General features: G+C 74.2%; 13 protein-coding genes and 1 pseudogene. 7 read left to right on the top strand and 7 right to left on the bottom strand.

Features of this window, described 5'->3' with window-relative positions:
- Both ABZ807_RS23050 and ABZ807_RS23045 read right to left on the bottom strand, forming a co-directional pair.
- Window positions 1–346, bottom strand: a pseudogene (locus ABZ807_RS23050) (hypothetical protein); the annotation flags it as partial.
- Window positions 347–638: 292 nt separating this feature from the next.
- A complete protein-coding gene (locus ABZ807_RS23045) occupies window positions 639–2,120 on the bottom strand; it encodes an aminopeptidase P family protein (RefSeq protein ID WP_357161509.1) in 1,482 nt (493 codons plus the stop codon).
- Between the two features lie 110 nt (window positions 2,121–2,230).
- On the opposite strand from ABZ807_RS23045, the gene asnB reads away from it, so the two are divergent.
- From asnB to ABZ807_RS23030, 3 genes are all read left to right on the top strand, one after another.
- Window positions 2,231–4,192, top strand: coding sequence for an asparagine synthase (glutamine-hydrolyzing) (asnB, locus tag ABZ807_RS23040; protein WP_357161506.1), 1,962 nt, complete (start codon window positions 2,231–2,233; stop codon window positions 4,190–4,192).
- A 92-nt stretch (window positions 4,193–4,284) separates the two neighbouring features.
- Window positions 4,285–4,416 (top strand): hypothetical protein, encoded by a 132-nt coding sequence (locus ABZ807_RS23035; protein ID WP_357161503.1) that lies wholly within the window; start codon window positions 4,285–4,287, stop codon window positions 4,414–4,416.
- 176 nt (window positions 4,417–4,592) lie between these two features.
- A complete protein-coding gene (locus tag ABZ807_RS23030) occupies window positions 4,593–5,525 on the top strand; it encodes a PfkB family carbohydrate kinase (RefSeq protein ID WP_357161500.1) in 933 nt (310 codons plus the stop codon).
- Between the two features lie 179 nt (window positions 5,526–5,704).
- On the opposite strand, the gene ABZ807_RS23025 is transcribed toward ABZ807_RS23030, so the two are convergent.
- Both ABZ807_RS23025 and ABZ807_RS23020 read right to left on the bottom strand, forming a co-directional pair.
- Entirely contained in the window at window positions 5,705–6,535 is an 831-nt protein-coding gene (locus ABZ807_RS23025; protein ID WP_357161497.1) for an MBL fold metallo-hydrolase, read from the bottom strand.
- Window positions 6,532–6,936, bottom strand: a complete 405-nt coding sequence (locus tag ABZ807_RS23020; RefSeq protein ID WP_357161494.1) for a hotdog domain-containing protein — start codon at window positions 6,934–6,936, stop codon at window positions 6,532–6,534. The genes ABZ807_RS23025 and ABZ807_RS23020 overlap by 4 nt, the downstream gene beginning before the upstream one ends.
- A 169-nt stretch (window positions 6,937–7,105) precedes the next feature.
- Here ABZ807_RS23020 and ABZ807_RS23015 point away from each other — a divergent pair, with 169 nt between their 5' ends.
- Complete coding sequence (locus ABZ807_RS23015; protein ID WP_357161491.1) at window positions 7,106–8,191, top strand: phosphatase PAP2 family protein; 1,086 nt, start codon at window positions 7,106–7,108, stop codon at window positions 8,189–8,191.
- 4 nt (window positions 8,192–8,195) lie between these two features.
- On the opposite strand, the gene ABZ807_RS23010 is transcribed toward ABZ807_RS23015, so the two are convergent.
- The 3 genes from ABZ807_RS23010 to ABZ807_RS23000 all read right to left on the bottom strand — a co-directional run bounded on the left by ABZ807_RS23010 (window position 8,196) and on the right by ABZ807_RS23000 (window position 10,421).
- Window positions 8,196–9,479 carry a PH domain-containing protein gene (locus ABZ807_RS23010; RefSeq protein ID WP_357161524.1) on the bottom strand — a complete coding sequence of 428 codons (1,284 nt, stop codon included), beginning with the start codon at window positions 9,477–9,479 and terminating at the stop codon, window positions 8,196–8,198.
- Between the two features lie 170 nt (window positions 9,480–9,649).
- Window positions 9,650–10,168 (bottom strand): PH domain-containing protein, encoded by a 519-nt coding sequence (locus tag ABZ807_RS23005; RefSeq protein WP_357161488.1) that lies wholly within the window; start codon window positions 10,166–10,168, stop codon window positions 9,650–9,652.
- A gap of 22 nt (window positions 10,169–10,190) precedes the next feature.
- Window positions 10,191–10,421 (bottom strand): hypothetical protein, encoded by a 231-nt coding sequence (locus ABZ807_RS23000; protein WP_357161485.1) that lies wholly within the window; start codon window positions 10,419–10,421, stop codon window positions 10,191–10,193.
- 237 nt (window positions 10,422–10,658) lie between these two features.
- On the opposite strand from ABZ807_RS23000, the gene ABZ807_RS22995 reads away from it, so the two are divergent.
- Genes ABZ807_RS22995 through ABZ807_RS22985 form a run of 3 tightly spaced genes read left to right on the top strand, consistent with a single transcriptional unit; the run spans window position 10,659 to window position 13,698 of the window.
- On the top strand, window positions 10,659–11,768 hold the full coding sequence (locus tag ABZ807_RS22995; RefSeq protein ID WP_357161482.1) for a MoxR family ATPase: 1,110 nt from the start codon (window positions 10,659–10,661) through the stop codon (window positions 11,766–11,768).
- Window positions 11,747–12,751 (top strand): DUF58 domain-containing protein, encoded by a 1,005-nt coding sequence (locus ABZ807_RS22990; protein WP_357161521.1) that lies wholly within the window; start codon window positions 11,747–11,749, stop codon window positions 12,749–12,751. The genes ABZ807_RS22995 and ABZ807_RS22990 overlap by 22 nt, the downstream gene beginning before the upstream one ends.
- Entirely contained in the window at window positions 12,748–13,698 is a 951-nt protein-coding gene (locus tag ABZ807_RS22985; RefSeq protein ID WP_357161479.1) for a VWA domain-containing protein, read from the top strand. Before ABZ807_RS22990 ends, ABZ807_RS22985 begins: the two co-directional genes overlap by 4 nt.
- Window positions 13,699–13,780: the final 82 nt, after the last annotated feature.

The following is a 13,780-nucleotide window of genomic DNA, read 5'->3' as shown; positions in this document are numbered from 1 at the left end:
GCACCTCCCGCACACGCCCGTGCTCGTCCCGGTCCTTGTCGCGCTCGTCCCGGTCCTTGCCACGCTCGTCCCGGTCCTTGCCACGCTCGTCCCGGCCGCCCTTCTCGCCGTCCCGGCCTTCGGTCGGTCCGGCATCGCTGACGTTCTGCTTCGGCGCCGCCTGCGAGTCGCTGGCCCGTTGTGCGTCGTCGGACTCGTTGTCACGGGCAGCCAGCCCGCCCAGTGCCGCCAGACCGACGACGCCGGTCAGGCCGGCCACGCCGGTGGCGACCCACAGCTTGCGTCGCCTAGTCGACGGCGCGGCCGTTGGGGCCCCGCCGTCGGGAGTCGTTATGTCGTTGGACATCAGAGCCTTCCGCCCTTTCCTGCTACCAGACGGGCTCGTACCACCCGAGCGGCACGAGCAGCTACAAATAGGTTGCAGCCTGTTATCCACACCGTATGAGAAGGATCCTCGCGAGGCGGACGTATCTGAAAAAAGCCCGCATTCGCCTCACATCGGTCGGGCGGGTACACCGGGGCGCAGGGCGTGAAGAAAGGCCCTGGGCAGGGCAAACAGCGGCGGGCCCCGCCACCGGTGTCCGGACGACGGAAACGTCGCGGCACCGGGGGCGGGGCCCGCCGGGGGTCGTACGGGGTCAGCCGGGCAGGCGCGGACCCGCCTCGCGCTGCTCGGCCAGCCAGGTCTCCACCTCGTCGGAGCGGCGCGGCAGGCCGGCCGAGAGGTTCACCGCGCCGGTCGCGGTGACCAGGATGTCGTCCTCGATCCGCACGCCGGTGCCGCGCAGCTCCTCGGGGACCAGCTCGTCCTCCGGCTGGAAGTACAGCCCGGGCTCGACGGTCAACACATAGCCCTCGCCGAGCGCGCCGTCGCGGTAGTGCTCCTTGCGGGCGTTGGCGCAGTCGTGCACGTCGATGCCGAGCATGTGGCTGGTGCCGTGCAGCGTCCACCGGCGGTAGACCGTCGAGGCCGGGTCCATCGCCTCGTCCACGCTCACCGGGAGCAGGCCGAGGTCCTTGAGCGCCTCGGCGAGGACCCGCATGGCGGTCAGGTGGACGTCCTTGAACGCCACGCCGGGCTTGATGATGTCGATGCCGGCCTGCTGCGCGGCGTACACGGCGTCGTAGACCTGGCGCTGCAACGGGGTGAACCGGCCGTCGACCGGCAGCACCCGGGTGACGTCGGCGGTGTAGAGGTTGCGGTTCTCCACGCCCATGTCCATCAGCAGCAGCTCACCCGGGCGGGTAGCGCCGTGGTTGTGCACCCAGTGCAGGATCGTGGCGTGCTCGCCGGCGCCGACGATCGAGCCGTACCCGACGTCGTTGCCGTCGTGCCGGGCGCGCAGCGCGAAGATCCCCTCCAGCAGCCGCTCGGAGACCCCGCGGTCGGCCGGCAGCGCCCGGGCCACGTCCTCGAAACCGCGCACGGTCGCGTCCACGGCATCCTGCAGCTGGGCGATCTCCCACTCGTCCTTGACCAGCTTCAGCTCGGAGATCGCGATGGCCAGCTCACGGTCGCGGGCCGGTTGGCCGTCGGCGCGGGGGCCGTCCCAGGGCCGCACGGCCGCGTCCACCCGGGCGTCGAAACCGCGCAACACCCGGGTACGCCCCGGCGCCAGCCCAGCGAGGGCCGCGTCCAGTTCGGTGAGGTCCGCGGTCGGCAGGCCCAGCTCGGTCGACTTCTCGGCCAGGGTGTGCCGCCGGCCCACCCACAGCTCCCCGTTCCGGCTGCGGAAGAACTCGTCCGTCTCGCGGGACGACCGGGGCCGCATGTACAGCGTGGCGTCGTGCCCGGAGCCGTTCGGGCGCAGCACGAGCACGCTGTCCGGGTCGTGGTCGCCGGTCAGGTACGCGAAGTCGCTGCCCGGGCGGAACGGGTGGTCGGTGTCGTTGGCGCGTACCTTCTCGGTGCCGGTCGGGACGACCAGCGTCTCGCCAGGGAAGGCCGCCGAGAGCGCGGCCCGGCGCTTGGCGTGGTTGGGCACCTCCGGGCGCGGGCCGACCGGCAGGGTGGTGTTCCGCCAGCCCTGGCGCATGAACTCCAGGAACGCCTGGGGGAAGTCCGGGTCGTGCGATTCGGTGCCGTCCCCCGGCTTTCCGTTCGTCCGGTCCTCGGTCATGGTCCGCTCCCTCCGCCTCGTTGCTGGTCCAGACGGTACCCGCCGGGTCCGCCGCGGGAGAGCCTGCGGTGCCGCGACGGCCGCTGTCCGCGCGTGGAAAGATGACCACCATGTGCGGACTCCTGGCCTTCTTCAGTGCGCGCGGCGATGCCGCGGCTCACCGCGACAACATCGCCGGGGCGTTGGAATGCCTGCACCACCGTGGCCCGGACGAGACCGGCGTCGAGGTGGTCGGGGACGCCTCCGGCCGGTACGCGGACGGAGTGTTCGCGCACAAGCGCCTGGCGATCATCGACGTGGCCTCCAGCCACGAGCCGCTGCCGTACGCCGACGGCCGCTACCTGCTCACCTTCAACGGTGAGATCTACAACTACATCGAGCTGCGCGACGAACTGGTGCGCACCTTCGGCGCCCAGTTCGCCACCGCCGGTGACGGCGAGGTGATCGTCGCCGGCTACCACTACTGGGGTGAGCAGGTGCTCACCCGGCTGCGCGGCATGTTCGCCTTCGTCATCTGGGACCGGCAGGAGCGGCGGGCCTTCGGCGCCCGGGACTACTTCGGCATCAAGCCGCTGCACTACCTGGAGACCGCCGACGGGCTCTACCTCGCCTCGGAGAAGAAGGCGCTGCTGCCCTTCGCGCACTCCAGCTACGAGGGCGACGCCGGCATCGACGCCGCCAACCTGAGCCACTACCTGACCCTGCAGTACGTCCCGGAGCCTGGCACCCTGCACAAGGGGATCCGGCGGATCGGCTCCGGGGAGTACCTGACCTGGAGCCCGGGCGGCCGCATCGACGTGCGCCGGTGGTACCGCCCGGTGTTCCGCCCCGCCCCGGTCGCCGACGAGCAGCGGCTCTTCCAGGAGATCCGGGAGACGCTGCGGGAGAGCGTCCGGATGCACATGCGCTCGGACGTGCCGGTCGGCTCGTTCCTGTCCAGCGGCATCGACTCGACCGCGGTGGTGGCCCTGGCCCGGGAGTTCAACCCGAACATCCTCACCTTCACCGTCGGGTACGACGTGCCCGGCTACTCCGAGATCGACGTGGCCCAGGAGTCGGCCCGGTACCTCGACGTGACCACCATCCCGACCAAGATCGGGCCGCAGGACATGATCGACGCCCTGCCCAAGATCGTCTGGCACCTGGACGACCCGGTGGCCGACCCGGCGCTGGTGCCGCTCTACTTCGTCGCCAAGAAGGCCGCCGAGCACGTCACCGTGGTCCTCTCCGGCGAGGGCGCGGACGAGTTCTTCGGCGGGTACACGATCTACCGGGAGCCGCTCTCGCTCGGCGCGGTCAACGGCCTGCCGGGCGGGGTGCAGAAGGGCCTGCGCGCGGTCTCCAAGGCGATCCCGCAGGGGGTCAAGGGCAAGAGCTTCCTGGAGCGCGGCACCACCCCGATCGAGCAGCGCTACTACGGCAACGCCCGGATGTTCACCGAGGAGGAGAAGCAGCACCTGCTGCGCCGCTACGACCCCTCGGTCCGCTACACCGACGTGACCGCGCCGATCTACGCCGAGTGCACCGAGCTCGACGACGTCACCAGGATGCAGTACGTCGACCTCTACACCTGGCTGCGCGGCGACATCCTGGTCAAGGCGGACCGGATCTCGATGGCCCACTCGCTGGAGGTGCGGGTGCCCTTCCTCGACCGCGCGGTCTTCGACGTGGCCGCCGGCATCCCGGTCGACCTGAAGCTCCCGCCCCGCTCCGACGCCACCAAGTACGCCATGCGCCAGGCGCTGCAGGGCGTGGTGCCGCCGGCCATCGTCAACCGCAGGAAGCTGGGCTTCCCGACCCCGACCCGGGTCTGGCTGCGCGGCGAGATGTACGAGTGGGCCCGGCACGTGCTGGCCACCTCCGGCGCCGGCGACCTGATCGACCTGTCGTACGCGATGCGGCTGCTGGAGGAGCACAAGCGGGAGGAGGCGGACCACTCCCGCAAGGTGTGGACCGTGCTGATCTTCTGCATCTGGCACGCCATCTTCGTGGCCAAGACCCTCGATCCCGGCATCCAGCGCAACCAGTCCGCCCTGCTCACCAAGCCCGTGGTCGGCTCCATGGTCCGCTGACCATCCCGCCCGCCGCCGGGTCCGCGCGGGCGGCACCGCCGTTGATCAAGAGGTTTGCGTCCGCCGGAGTCGTCCCCGGTGACGCAAACCTCTTGATCGTTTCAGCGGTCCGTCAGCAGGCGGGCGTCAGCGGCCGGCCGCTGGGCCAGGTCCAGTTGGCCACCCAGCCGCCGCACGTCCGGGTGCTGTTCTCCTGGCTGTCCGCGCGGACCCAGCGGGAGTAGACGATGTGCCGCCCGCTGGTGCGGCAGCCCCCGCACCGGCCCGGCACGCGTCATCCCACCACGCCCCGGCGACCCGGCGCAATAGCCGTTGCTCGATACGTGGAGACGGGGCTTCGCGCCCGCGGTGGCGGGCACTGTGCCAGCCTGGTACGAAGCGACGGACGCTGGGAGGCGATGTGGGATACGCGGTGGTGCTCGGTGAGGCGTTGGTCGACCTGCTCGACGCCGAGTGCGAGGGCCGGCCCGTCTTCCGGCAGGAGATCGGCGGCGGCCCGCTCAACGTCGCCGTCGGGGTGTCCCGGCTCGGCGGCGCCGCCCAGTTCGTCGGGTCGTTCGGCGACGACGTGCTGGCCGGCCGGATCCGCGGCTTCCTCGACGACGCCGGTGTCGGGCTGGCCGGCGCGGTCACCGTCCCGGTGCCGACCAGCCTCGCCGTCACCACCCATGCCGGGCCCGAGCCCGACTTCCGCTTCTACGGCGAGCCGCCCTCGTACGGCCTGCTCACCGCCGACGACCTGGACGTGGCCCTGGTCGAGGGCGCCGACGTGCTCTACTGCGGGTCGGTGGTGCTGCTCTGCCCGCCGGTGCTCGCCGCCGCACGGCGCGCCTGGTCGCTCGCCACCGGCCTGCGGGTGTTCGACCCCAACGTGCGGCCCCGGCTGTTGGACGGGCCGTCGACGCTGGACCGGCTGCGGGAGGTGGTGGCGGAGTTCGCCGCCGGGGCGCACCTGGTCAAACTGAGCGGCGCCGACGCCGAGCTGCTCTATCCGGGTGAGCCGGCCGAGGGTGTCGCCGCGTACCTGCGGGAGCTGGGGGCGGGCACCGTCGTGGTCACCCTCGGCGCGGGCGGCGCGATCGTCGCCGCCGGCCCCGACCCGGTACGCGTGCCCGCGCCGAAGGTGCGCGCCGTCGACGCGACCGGCGCGGGCGACTCCGTGATGGCCGCGCTCGTCGCCGACCTGCTCGTCGACGGGCAGCCGGCCGAGCCGACCGGCTGGCACCGGCGGGTGGCGTTCGCGCTGCGGGTCGCCGGCCTGGTCTGCGAGTCGCCCGGCGGGGCGGTGTCGATGCCCACCCGCGCCGAGGTGCTGCGTCGCTTCGTCGATTGAGCCCGGCCGGAGCGGGCACCTCGCCGCGCTGCGGGAGCGCCCTGTCGAGGCGGTCCGGCGGGGCGCGCCGACCGGGCCCGGCTCAGCGGGAGCGGGCCAGGGTGGGCACCGCGGGGCCCATCGCCACCAGGGCCAGCGCGTTGAGTCGAAGAGCGGACTGAACGCCGTACCGGCGGGCGTCAGGGGGTCCCGTTGAGTTCGGTGTAGCCGCGGCGGGCGGCGATCAGGCCGGGGCGGGCGCCGAACGGGGCGTCGGCAGCGACGCGCTCGGGCGGGGCGCCACCGGTGTTTGCGGCGCGGATCAGCCAGGCCAGCTCGACCAGCTGGCGGTGCTGGGCCTGGACGAACCCGGCGTCGACCGGGTCGCCGTGCCCGGGCACGACCACCGTCGCGGGCGTGGTGAACCGCAGCAGCTCGGCCACCGCGTCCGGCCACTGCAGGGGGTACGAGTCCTCGAAGGCGGGCGGGCCGCTCTGCTCCACCAGATCCCCGGCGACCAGTACGTCGGCGTCGGGCACGTGGACCACCAGGTCGGCGTCGGTGTGCCCGCGCCCCGGGTGCCGCAGCACCACCCGGCGGCCCCCGATGTCGAGCACGGTCTCGGTGTGCACGGTGTGCGTCGGGGCGAGCAGCGTCGTCCCGGCCACCTCGGCGGCCAACTCCGGCCGTTCGTCGCGCAACTCCTCGTACGCCTCCCGGCGCAGCGCGTCCGGCCGCTGGCGCAGCGCGGCGGCGGCCAGTTCGTGCGCGTACACCGGGCGGGGCGGGTCGGCGGCGAGCGTGGCGTTGCCGAAGCAGTGGTCGTAGTGGTGGTGGGTGTTGACCACCGTCCACGGGTGGCCGGTGACCGCCCGGGCCGCCGCGGCCAGCTCGGCGGCCTGCCCGGCCGTGGAGAGGCTGTCCACCAGCAACGCCTCGCCGTCGCCGACGACCAGGGTGACGTTGACGTCGAGCAGTGGCTCGCGCAGCACGTGGACCCGGTCGGCGATCTCCACGAACCGGAGGGTCATGAGACCCGCGCCGCACGCGCCACGAAGCGCTGCCGGTCGACCAGCGCCCGCTCCACCCGGCCCTCGGCCACCGTTTCGCCGCCGTCGGTGACCGTCACCTCGAACACCAGCCGCCGCCCGGCGACCTCGGCCAGCCGGGCCCGCGCCACCACCGTCCGCCCGACCGGTGTCGCCGCGCGGTGCTCCAGTTCGACCCGGCTGCCCACGGTCGTCGAGCCGGCCGGCAGGTGGGTGGCGGTGGCCGCGACGGTGGCAGCCTCGGCGAGGGCGAGCAACCGGGGCGTGCCGAGCACCGGCACGTCGCCGGAGCCCACCGCCTGCGCCGTGTCGGCGTCGGTGACGGTCAGCTCCACCCGGGCGGTCAGCCCGGTCGGGAAGGGGATGTCCGGCTGCTGCTGCATGCGCTCAGCGTAGGTGCTCGACGGCGGGCCCGGCCACGACGACGGCGAACCGGACCGCCCGCCGCGGGGCGGCCGGCCCAGCGGTCGGCGGCGGCCGGGCCGGTCGGGGACGGGCCGCCCCGGTGGTCGGCGTCGGCACGCGCGTCGGCCGCCGTTAACCTTGACCGCGATGGCCGTCGTGACTGACCCCCAGCCCCCCGCCCGCACCGGACCGACCGCGTCCGCCGACGGCGGGCGTCGCCGTGTGATCGCGATGGCGGTCTGGGGCGTCGCCTTCGTCGCCGCCTGGCTGGCCATCGGCCTGCCGACCGACCCGATGTACGCGTTCATCTGGATCTGGGCGGCGACCGTCGCCTGGCACTCGTCCCGGCCGTGGCGCAGCCACCTGCGCTTCGCCCGGGACTGGGTGCCGGTGGTGCTGCTGCTGGCCGCGTACAACCTCTCCCGGGGATTCGCCGACAACGGGGCGACCCCGCACGCCTACGAGCTGATCGTCGCCGACCGGGTGATGTTCGGCTGGGCCACCGGCGGCGAGGTGCCCACGGTCTGGCTCCAGGAGCACCTCTACCGGCCCGACGTGCAGTGGTGGGACGTCCTGGCCAGCTGGGTCTACTTCTCCCACTTCGTGGTGGCGCTGGCCGCCGCCGCGGTGCTCTGGCTGCGCGACCGCGGCCGGTGGGCGGCGTTCATGCGGCGCTGGGGGTTCCTCTGCGCCGCGGGGCTGGTCACCTACTTCCTCTACCCGGCGGCCCCGCCCTGGTGGGCGGCGCAGAACGGCCTGCTCACCGAGGTCGCCCGGATCTCCACCCGGGGCTGGAAGGCGTTCGGCATGCACGGTGCCGGCAACCTGCTCAACGCCGGGCAGATCGCCTCCAACCCGGTCGCCGCGATGCCTTCGCTGCACACCGCGTTCGCCCTGTTCGTCGTGGTGTTCTTCCTCCGGGCCACCCGGAAGCGGTGGTGGCCGCTGCTGCTGGCGTACCCGCTGGCGATGACCTTCACCCTGGTCTACAGCGGCGAGCACTACGTCATCGACGTGCTGGTCGGCTGGGCGTACGTCGGGATGACCTTCCTGGTCGTCGGGCTGGCCGAGCGCTGGTGGGCGGCCCGTCGGGCCCGCCGCCGAACGGTGCCGGCCGCCCCGGCCGCCGCCGCGCCGGTCGGGGCACCGGCGGAGGAGCCGGCGGAGGAGCCGGCGGAGGAGCCGGCGGAGCAGCCGGCGGAGCAGCCGGCGGAGCAGCCGGCCGCCCGCTGAACCGTCAGCGGGCGCGCCGCGCGGCGTGCGCCCGGGCGGTCAGCTCCGCGGCGAGCGCCCACGCCTCCGCCAGGTCGCGGTCGTGCGCGGCGGCGCCCGCGCCGCCCGCGGTGTCGGCGTGCACCGTCGCCAGCCGCAGCCGCCGCTGCGCCGGCCCCTGCACCACCCGCACGCTCTGGATCCGGGCGTACGGCACGATCGCCAGCTGCCGGGTGAGCAGACCCGAGCGTACGGCGAAGACCCGCTCGCCCAGCCCGGCACCGAGCACCCGTACGCTCAGCGGCCGCAGCCAGCGGGCCCGGGCCGGCGGGGGCGCCAGCGGCAGGGCGGTCAGCCGCACCCCGGGCAGCACCTCGGCGACGATCTCCTCGCCGGTGCGCAGGTCGCCGACGGGCAGCAGCCGGTCCGGCCGGTTCCGGTCGTCCGGCTCGCCGCCGGAGTAGCCGGCCACCTCCAGCCGCAGCCGCAGCCAGCCCTTTATCCGCCAGAGCAGCGGCCAGGTCACCCCGACCGTCTGCACCCGGTTCAGCGGCACGGTCTGCACCCGGGTCTCCAGCAGCCCGTTGCGCACGCGCAGGCTGTCGGCCTCCCGTTCCAGCCGGAAGCCCCAGTCGTCGAGCACCCGGCGGACCGGTTGCAGGATCACGCCGGCCATCGCGGTCAGCGTGCTGGCCACCGCGATGAACGACCAGGAGCCCTCGGAGAGGAACTGCGCCGCCACGAAGGCCAGGCCGAACGGGAGCAGGAACGCCTGCGGGGTGAGCAGTTGGCTGACCAGCAGGTCGATGTTGCGCACGGCGTGCAGTCCCCGGCCGGCCGGCTCCGGCGGCGGCCCGGCCCAGTCGGCGGCCGGGGCGACCTCACGGCCGGGCGCCCGACCCGCCACGGCGAGCAGCCGCTGCCGCAGCGCCTCCGCGTCGGCGACGCCGAGGAACGCCAGCGGCGCCTCGGTCTTGCCGCCGCCCACCACCTCCAGGCGCAGCTCGGCCAACCCGGTGAGCTGGGCGAGCAGCGGCCGGACCACCTCCACGGCCTGCAACCGCTCCAGCGGGATGGCCCGGGTACGCCGCCACAGCAGCCCCTCGTGCACCCGCAGCTCCCGCCCGACCAGGTGGTAGCCGGTGTTGTACCAACTGACCACCGCCAGCACGGTCGCGCCTAGCGCGAGCACCACCACCATTGCGGCGAACGGGCCGAAGCCCACCCGGGACAGGGTGGACCAGGACAGGCCCGCGATCACCACGACCAGGGACTTCGCGCCGTGCAGCACCGGGCTCAGCGGGTGCAGTCGCTGCCGCGGCTCCTCCCCGGCCGGGCCGGGCGGCGGGGCGTATCCGGTTGGGCCGGGCGGCGGGGCGTATCCGGTTGGGCCGGGCGGCTCCGGGGTGGACGGCTCCGGCCGGGCCGGCGCGGGGCCGGTGTCGGACCGGGCCGGCTCCGGCCCGCGCGGGCCGTCGGTCACAACCCCTCCGCGCGGTCCACGCCCAGCGCGGTGAGCCGGTCGCGCAGCCGGGACGCCTCCTCCGGCCGTAGGCCGGGCACCCGGGCGTCGCTGGCTGCGGCGGCGGTGTGCAGCTGCACGGTGGCCAGGCGGAAGGCCCGCTCCAGCGGCCCGGCGCTGACGTCGACGAACTGCATCCGCGAGTACGGGACGATGGAGAGCCGGCGGACCAGCAGCCCGTGCCGGACCAGCAGGTCGTCCTCGCGCTCGGCGTAGCCCCAGGCTCGCACGGCCCGGACGATCGCCACCGCCCGCCAGGCACCGAGCAGCAGCACCACCCCGAGCGCGACGCCGAAGGCCCAGTGGCGGCTGAGCGCCCAGCCGACGCCCAGCCCGACCACCACCACGGCCAGCCCCATCGCGAGCCGGAGCAGCTCCACCCAGATCAGGTCGCCGGAGATCGGCTGCCACCGGACGGTGTCCGGCCAGGGTTCCAGGGCGCTGACCGGAGGCCGGGGTGGCTCGGCGCCGTTCACCGGGAGGGTCCGCTCTGCGCGCTCACCGTTCGAGCGTATGCGATCCCGGCAGCGGTGCGACCTCCCGCAGGAAGCCGCGCGCGTCGAGGAAGTCGCCGAGGGACGCCCGGTGCTGCGGGCAGGCCAGCCAGGTCTTGCGCCGGTCGGGGTCGTGCAGGCGGGGATTGTTCCAGCGCAGCGCCCAGGCGGCGGGAGCGCGACACCCACGGGCCGAGCAGATCGGTGCCTCGTCGGCGGGGGTGGGGTCGGTCACCCGGGCAGTCTAGGCCGGGGTGCCGAAAGCTTGAGCGCCGGGCGACCACGGGGGGAGCCGCCCGGCGACGGGGTGAATCGTACACGCGGCAGACCCCTGTGTGTCCACCCTCGTTCAGCGATTCGGCGAACGGGACGGCGCAGCGGAAATCGGCTTCTCCCTCCGTCGGCTCCCAGTCGGGCATGCGAGTCTTGACACGCACCACGCCACGACGACCGATCATGCTGTGGAGGACCGGTGGCCCAGCCGACCACGCCCGACGCCCCGACCCCGAACGGGGCGGCCCCCGAGACACCCGCGCCGGTGAGCACGCCGGCGCAGGACGCCAGCCTGCTGGAACGGGCGCTTTTCGAGATCAAACGGGTCATCGTCGGCCAGGACCGGATGGTGGAGCGGATGTTCGTCGCGCTCCTCGCCCGGGGCCACTGCCTGCTGGAGGGCGTACCCGGGGTGGCCAAGACCCTCGCCGTGGAGACCCTGGCCAAGGTGGTCGGCGGCGACTTCGCCCGGGTGCAGTTCACCCCGGACCTGGTCCCCGCCGACATCATGGGCACCCGGATCTACCGGCAGTCCAGCGAGAAGTTCGACGTGGAGCTGGGCCCGGTCTTCGTCAACTTCCTGCTCGCCGACGAGATCAACCGGGCGCCGGCGAAGGTGCAGTCCGCGCTGCTGGAGGTGATGAGCGAGCGGCAGGTCTCCATCGGCGGCGAGACGCACCGGGTGCCGAACCCGTTCCTGGTGATGGCCACCCAGAACCCGATCGAGCAGGAGGGCGTCTACCCGCTGCCGGAGGCGCAGCGGGACCGGTTCCTGATGAAGATCGTGGTCGGGTACCCGACCGACGCCGAGGAGCGGGAGATCGTCTACCGGATGGGCGTCGCCCCGCCGGAGCCGGCGAAGGTCTTCACCACCGACGACCTGATCGCCCTCCAGCACAAGGCCGACCAGGTCTTCGTGCACAACGCGCTGGTCGACTACGCGGTCCGGCTGGTACTGGCCACCCGTACCCCGGCCGAGCACGGGATGTTGGACGTCGCCCGGCTCATCCAGTACGGCGCCAGCCCGCGCGCCTCGCTCGGCCTGGTCCGGGCCACCCGGGCGCTGGCCCTGCTGCGCGGCCGCGACTACGCGCTGCCCCAGGACGTGCAGGACATCGCGCCGGACATCCTCCGGCACCGGCTGGTGCTCAGCTATGACGCGCTCGCCGACGACGTGCCCGCCGACCACGTGGTGCACCGGGTCATGTCGACGATCCCGTTGCCGTCGGTGGCGCCCCGCCAGCAGGCGACCCCGGTGCCGCCGGTCAGCGCCCCGCCCGGCGCCGGCTGGCCCGGGCACCGGCCGTGACCCCACCCGTGCGCCCGGCCGATGCCGCTGGCGAGCGGACCGAGGCGGTGCTGTCCCGGTTGCAACTGCTGGTCACCCGCAAACTCGACGGCCTGCTCCAGGGCGACTACGCCGGACTGCTGCCCGGCCCGGGCAGCGAGGCGGGGGAGTCGCGGGAGTACCGGCCCGGTGACGACGTACGCCGGATGGACTGGCCGGTCACCGCGCGGACCACCATGCCGCACGTGCGGCGGACGGTGGCCGACCGGGAGCTGGAGACCTGGCTGGCCGTGGACCTCTCGGCGAGCCTCGACTTCGGCACCGGGCGCTGGCTCAAGCGGGACGTGGTGGTCGCCGCGACCGCCGCGCTGACCCACCTGACCGTGCGCGGCGGCAACCGGATCGGCGCGGTGATCGGCACCGGCGCGGAGGCCGTCGCGCCCGCCAGCCGCTGGCGGAGCGCGCCGCCGCCGCCCGCCGGGCCGGGCGTGCTCACCCGGGTCCCGGCCCGCTCCGGTCGCCGGGAGGCGCAGGCGTTGCTGCGGGCCGTCGCGCACACCCCGGTCCGCCCCGGGCGCAGCGACCTGGGCGCGCTGGTCGACCTGCTCAACCGCCCGCCGCGCCGGCGTGGCCTGGCGGTGGTGGTCTCGGACTTCCTCGCACCGCCGCAGCAGTGGGGCCGGCCGCTGCGTAAGCTGCGGGTCCGGCACGACGTGCTGGCGATCGAGGTGGTCGACCCGCGCGAGTTGGAGCTGCCGGACGTGGGGGTGCTGCCGGTGGTCGACCCGGAGACCGGGGAGCTGCACGAGGTGCAGACCGCCGATCCCCGACTGCGCCAGCGGTACGCCGAGGCGGCGGCCGCCCAGCGCGAGGCGATCGCCGCCGAGCTGCGCGCCGCCGGCGCCGGACACCTGCGCCTGCGTACCGACCGAGACTGGCTGCTGGACATGGTGCGATTCGTGGCCGCCCAGCGGCACGCCCGCACCCGGGGGACGACGCGATGATCCGTTTTCTGCAACCGTGGTGGCTGCTGGCCCTGCTGCCGGTGCTCGCCCTCGCCGCCTTCTACGTCTGGCGGCAGCGCCACCGCCGGGCGTACGCGATGCGGTTCACCAACGTGGACCTGCTGCGTACCCTGGCGCCCAAGGGCCTGGGCTGGCGGCGGCACGCCGCGGCCAGCGCGTTCCTGCTCGCCCTGGTGGCCCTCGCGGTGGGGATGGCCCGCCCGGCGGTGGACACCCGGGAGCCCCTGGAGCGGGCCACCGTCATGCTCGCCATCGACGTGTCGCTGTCCATGCAGGCCGACGACGTGGCGCCGAACCGGTTGGAGGCCGCGCAGGAGGCGGCGAAGCAGTTCGTCGGGGAGCTGCCGCAGAGCTACAACCTCGGGCTGGTCTCGTTCGCCAAGTCGGCGAACGTGCTGGTCGCCCCCACCAAGGACCGGGACGCGGTGACGGCGGCGATCGACGGGTTGACCCTGGCCGAGGCGACCGCCACCGGCGAGGCGGTCTTCACCTGCCTGGAGGCGATCCGCTCGGTCCCGGCCGATGGCGCGGCCGGCATCCCGCCGGCCCGGATCGTGCTGCTCTCCGACGGGTTCCGCACCTCGGGCCGGTCGGTGGAGGAGGCCGCTGCGGCGGCGCAGGCGGCGAACGTGCCGGTCTCCACCATCGCCTTCGGCACCGACTCCGGTCAGGTCGACATCAACGGCCAGCCGCAGCGGGTGCCGGTGGACCGGCTGGCGCTGGCGCAGCTGGCCGAGACCACCGAGGGCTACTTCTACGAGGCGGCCTCGGTCTCCGAGCTCAAGCAGGTCTACCAGGACATGGGCAGCTCGATCGGGTTCCGCACCGAGCCGCGCGAGATCACCCAGTGGTACGCGGGGGCGGCCCTGCTGCTCGCGCTCTGCGCCGGCGGGCTGAGCCTGCTCTGGTCGTCCCGGATGCTCTGAGCCCGGGCGCGCCGGGCGGCGGGTGCGTCCGGGGCGACCGGGCGTCGATCCAGGCGGGGACGGACGGCGGTACGGCCGGTGG

This window comes from Micromonospora sp. NPDC047548 (assembly GCF_040642975.1).
GTDB lineage: Bacteria > Actinomycetota > Actinomycetes > Mycobacteriales > Micromonosporaceae > Micromonospora.
This window is presented reverse-complemented; position numbering and strand designations above follow the sequence as displayed.

Bases quoted from the DNA above. Each gene is read 5' to 3' on its own strand.
- ABZ807_RS23045 (WP_357161509.1), bottom strand. From the start codon at position 2,120: ATGACCGAGGACCGGACGAACGGAAAGCCGGGGGACGGCACCGAATCG.
- asnB (WP_357161506.1), top strand. From the start codon at position 2,231: ATGTGCGGACTCCTGGCCTTCTTCAGTGCGCGCGGCGATGCCGCGGCT.
- ABZ807_RS23025 (WP_357161497.1), bottom strand. From the start codon at position 6,535: ATGACCCTCCGGTTCGTGGAGATCGCCGACCGGGTCCACGTGCTGCGC.
- ABZ807_RS23020 (WP_357161494.1), bottom strand. From the start codon at position 6,936: ATGCAGCAGCAGCCGGACATCCCCTTCCCGACCGGGCTGACCGCCCGG.
- ABZ807_RS23015 (WP_357161491.1), top strand. From the start codon at position 7,106: ATGGCCGTCGTGACTGACCCCCAGCCCCCCGCCCGCACCGGACCGACC.
- ABZ807_RS22985 (WP_357161479.1), top strand. From the start codon at position 12,748: ATGATCCGTTTTCTGCAACCGTGGTGGCTGCTGGCCCTGCTGCCGGTG.